The 3,857-nt window shown below is 67.0% G+C and carries 3 protein-coding genes; all 3 read right to left on the bottom strand.

What is annotated here, in order from left to right; all coding sequences use genetic code 11:
* Positions 1 to 957, bottom strand: a 957-nt coding sequence (locus EOA32_RS34435; protein WP_128374079.1) for an amidohydrolase, incomplete at its 3' end; no start/stop codon positions are given.
* Between the two features lie 96 nt (positions 958 to 1,053).
* Positions 1,054 to 2,250, bottom strand: a complete 1,197-nt coding sequence (locus tag EOA32_RS34440; protein WP_095829514.1) for a diaminopropionate ammonia-lyase — start codon at positions 2,248 to 2,250, stop codon at positions 1,054 to 1,056.
* Between the two features lie 202 nt (positions 2,251 to 2,452).
* Complete coding sequence (locus EOA32_RS34445; RefSeq protein ID WP_128374080.1) at positions 2,453 to 3,688, bottom strand: Zn-dependent hydrolase; 1,236 nt, start codon at positions 3,686 to 3,688, stop codon at positions 2,453 to 2,455.
* Positions 3,689 to 3,857: the final 169 nt, after the last annotated feature.

Here is a 3,857-nt window from a genome sequence, read left to right on the forward strand (position 1 = left end):
GGCACCGCCCGCCAGCACCGTTCGGGCCGCAGCAAGCACATCATCCACCAGCGCCGCGTCGTTGATCAAGGGCACGAACTCGCGCGTGTAAGTAACGTCAGATGCTACGTTATAGGCCTGCGCCGTGCCTTCGGCGATGCGGCGCATCTCCTTCTCGATCGCCGCGCTCACCTCGGGCCGGAAACTGCGGCAGTCGCCAAGGATGCGGGCGAGACCGGGCAGCGCGTTGCGGGTGCCGTCGGTGATGAGCTCGGTGACCGAGACGACGCCGATATCGACGGGGCTCAGGCGTCGCGAGACGATGGTCTGCAGGTTGACGACCAGCGCGCAGGCGGCAACCAGCGTCTCGCGAGCGGCGTGCGGCCTGGCGGCGTGGCCGCCCAAGCCTTTCAGCACGATCTCGAAATTGTCCTCGGCCGACATGATCGGACCGCTCCGGGTTTCGAAGTGGCCGATGGGCAGGCCCGGCATGTTGTGCAGCCCGAAGATTTCCTCGAAGGGAAAGCGTTCGATGAGCCCGTCTTCGATCATCGCAAGCGCGCCCCTGCCCCACTCCTCGGCCGGCTGGAAGATGAACCGCACCGTGCCGTCGAAGCCGCCTTCCTGCGCAAGCAGCTTCGCCGCGCCGAGCAGCATGGCGGTGTGACCGTCATGGCCGCAGGCATGCATGGTGCCGGGCGTCTGCGAGCGCCAGGCTTGGGTCCCTTGCTCGGCGATGCGCAGCGCATCCATGTCGGCGCGCAGCGCAATCGCGCGATTGCCGCTGCCTCTGGCCAGCGTGCCGACAACGCCGGTGCCGCCTATGCCTTCCGCGACTTCGAGCCCGAAGGCGCGAAGCTTCTCCGTCACGAAGGCGGCGGTGCGCTTTTCCTCGAAGCCGAATTCCGGGTGGGCGTGGAGGTCGCGCCGCCAGGCTGTCATCTCGCGATGCAGCTGCTGCTGGTCGAGTTCAGCCATCTTCTCTTTCCCCAGCGCTCGTTCCAGGCGACTGTTCCCGAAGTTGCGCTTCGTTTCCATCGATTCCGGAGGGAAGCCCGCTTTCCTGAAAATCCTTCAGGCGATCTGCAGCTCCAGCTCCCGCGGCACCGCCCCGACCAGCTCGGTGTAACGGCCGGCGTCGGTCGCGCCTTCCGAATTGATGACGAGCACACGCGACGTCGCATCGAGCCCGAGAGCCGCGCGCATGCCCTTGTCTCCGGCTGCGCGGATCAGCCCGGCAAGCCCCGCGCCGCCACTCTCGCCGGAAACGATGGCCGGATCGTTGCCCAAGGGCCGGGCCAGTCGGTTCATCACCGCGACCGCGTCGTCTTCGTCGACGGTCATGAAGGCGTCGCCGACGCGGGCCAGCACCCGCCAGGCGATCAGGGACGGCTCGGCGCATTCCAGCATCGCCATCACCGTCGACCGCTGAGGCGCGATCGTTACGGGACGGCCGGCCTCCACCGAGGCGCAGACGCAAGCCGAGCGCCTCGGCTCGACCACCACGGCCTTCGGCCGCCGCTCGCCGAGCAGAATTGCCATATAGCCCGCAAGCGCCGCCGCAAAACCGCCGACGCCGGCCTGCAGGAAGACGTGCGTCGGCGGTTCGGCCATGTGCCGCAGCGCCTCGCGCACGATCACCGTGTAGCCCTGCATGACAAGCCCCGGAATGCGCTCGTAGCCGCGCCAGGAGGTGTTGGAGACGATCTTCCAGCCGCGCTCGGCGCCGACCCGGGCGACCTCGCGGACCGCATGATCATAACCGCCCTCGACCTGCACGATCTCGGCGCCGAAGCGGGCGATGGCCGCCACGCGCTCGGCGCTGACGCCGGCATGGACGTAGATGACCGAACGCGCGCCAACGAGGCCCGCCCCCTGCGCGACCGATCGGCCGTGGTTGCCATCGGTGGCGCAGCAGAAGGTCATCTGGGCGGCGATAGCGCGCAGCTTCGGATCGTTAATTTCGCAGATATCGACTTCGCGACCGAAGCGCTTGCCGGCCTCTTCCAGCACCAGCCGCATGACGGCATAGGCGCCGCCCAGCGCCTTGAAGCTGCCAAGGCCAAGACGCTGGCCCTCGTCCTTGACGTGCAGTGCTGCGATGCCGAGGCCATTGGCGAGCGCCGGCAAGGCATAGAGAGGCGTTTCGGCATGGTCGTCGCGCGCCCTGAGATAATGCTCGGCCCGGTCGGCGCCCGCCAGGCCGAGGGCCTCGGCGTCGGCCGGCACCAGCGGCTGGTTGTGTTCGGGGCGCTGGTTGATGAGCAGCATGCTATTCTTTCTTCGATACACTGAACTTTTTTGACGCGCGCGAGAATCGCGCTCCCTAATCTGGCTAGTGATTGAAGTTTGTTTCGATCAGATGTCGCCGGATTCCCGCCTTGGTGGCACGCAACGTTTCGAAATGACTATTTTTGGTGGTGCTTCGCCTGGTAGCACCTGCCGTCGACAACCATAACGTTTGGTTCCGCGATCAGTCGGCTGCCAGCCGGGCGGCGACGCCAAGCAGGACATTGGCGCCCGCAACCAGTTCGTCGGCGGCGGTGAACTCGTCCGGGCTGTGGCTGATGCCGCCCCGGCTCGGCACGAAGATCATCGCGGACGGCGCAATGCGAGCAATCATCTGCGCGTCGTGCCCCGCGCCCGACGTCATGCGCCGGCACGAAAGGCCGGCGACTTTGGCGCCATCCTCGATCAGCGAGACGATGCCGGCATCGAACGTCACCGGCTCGAAGCGCGCCAGGCTTTCGGCGTGGATGGTGACGCCGGCGCTTGCAGCAAGGTCGTCGAGGAAGGCGGCGAGCGCCGCTTCCGCTTCGCGAAGATGCATTTCGTTCGGATCGCGAAGGTCGATGGTGAAGATTGCCCGCGACGGGATGACGTTGATGGCGTTTGGCTCGAAAGCGATGGTGCCGACGGTGGCGACCGTCGGCGTCGGCGAGGCGCTGGCCCGCTCCGCGAGGAAGCTGATCACACGCGCGGCGGCGACGCCGGCATCCTGGCGCATCGACATCGGCGTGGTGCCGGCATGGTTGGCCACGCCGTCGATGGTTATGCGCTGCCAGGAAATGCCCTGCAGGTTTTCGACTGCGCCGATGGCGATGCCCTCGCGCTCCAGCACCGGTCCCTGTTCGACATGCAGCTCGACATAGACATGCGGCTTGAGGAAGCCGGGCTGATGTCGGCCGGCATAGCCGATGCGCTCCAACTCCTTGCCCAGCACCGAGCCGTCGGTGCCGATCGAGGCCAGCGCCTCTTCGATATCCCGGCCGCCGGCAAAGACCAGCGAGCCCATCATATCAGGCGAATAGCGCACGCCCTCCTCATTGGTGAAGGCGGCGACCACAAGCGGGCGCGCCGGCGCGAATCCTGCCTCCTTCAGGCTCTCGATCGCTTCGAGGCCGGCAAGCACGCCGTAGCAGCCGTCATAGATGCCGGCGTCGATCACCGTGTCGATGTGCGAGCCGAGCATCACCGCTTCCTGGCCTGCCTCGGCGTCGCCCTGCCAGATGCCGAAGATGTTGCCCATGCGATCGATCGCGACGTCGAGCCCTGCCTCTTCCAGCCAACCGACAAGGCGGTCGCGGCCAAGCTTGTCCATGTCGGAGGCGGCGACGCGGACGAGCCGGCCCTGCGTATCGCGACCGAGGCTGCCGAGCTCCTCGATACGGCCAAGCAGGCGGTCGGCATTGATCGTCAGATTGCTCATGCCGGCTGCCTCGCCAGCGCAACCTCGTCCGGCGCCATCCCGACCAGCTCGGCATAGCGGCCGGGGTCGGTCGCGCCTTCGGAGTTGATGATGAGCACGCGCGACTGGGCATCGAGGCCGAGAGCCCCGCGCATCTTCTTGTCGCCGGCAGCGCGGATCAGCCCGGCGA

The organism is Mesorhizobium sp. M1A.F.Ca.ET.072.01.1.1 (assembly GCF_004023325.1).
Lineage (GTDB): Bacteria > Pseudomonadota > Alphaproteobacteria > Rhizobiales > Rhizobiaceae > Mesorhizobium.

Coding starts and splice junctions, on each gene's coding strand:
- EOA32_RS34440 (WP_095829514.1), bottom strand. CDS start 2,250: ATGCTGCTCATCAACCAGCGCCCCGAACACAACCAGCCGCTGGTGCCG.
- EOA32_RS34445 (WP_128374080.1), bottom strand. CDS start 3,688: ATGAGCAATCTGACGATCAATGCCGACCGCCTGCTTGGCCGTATCGAG.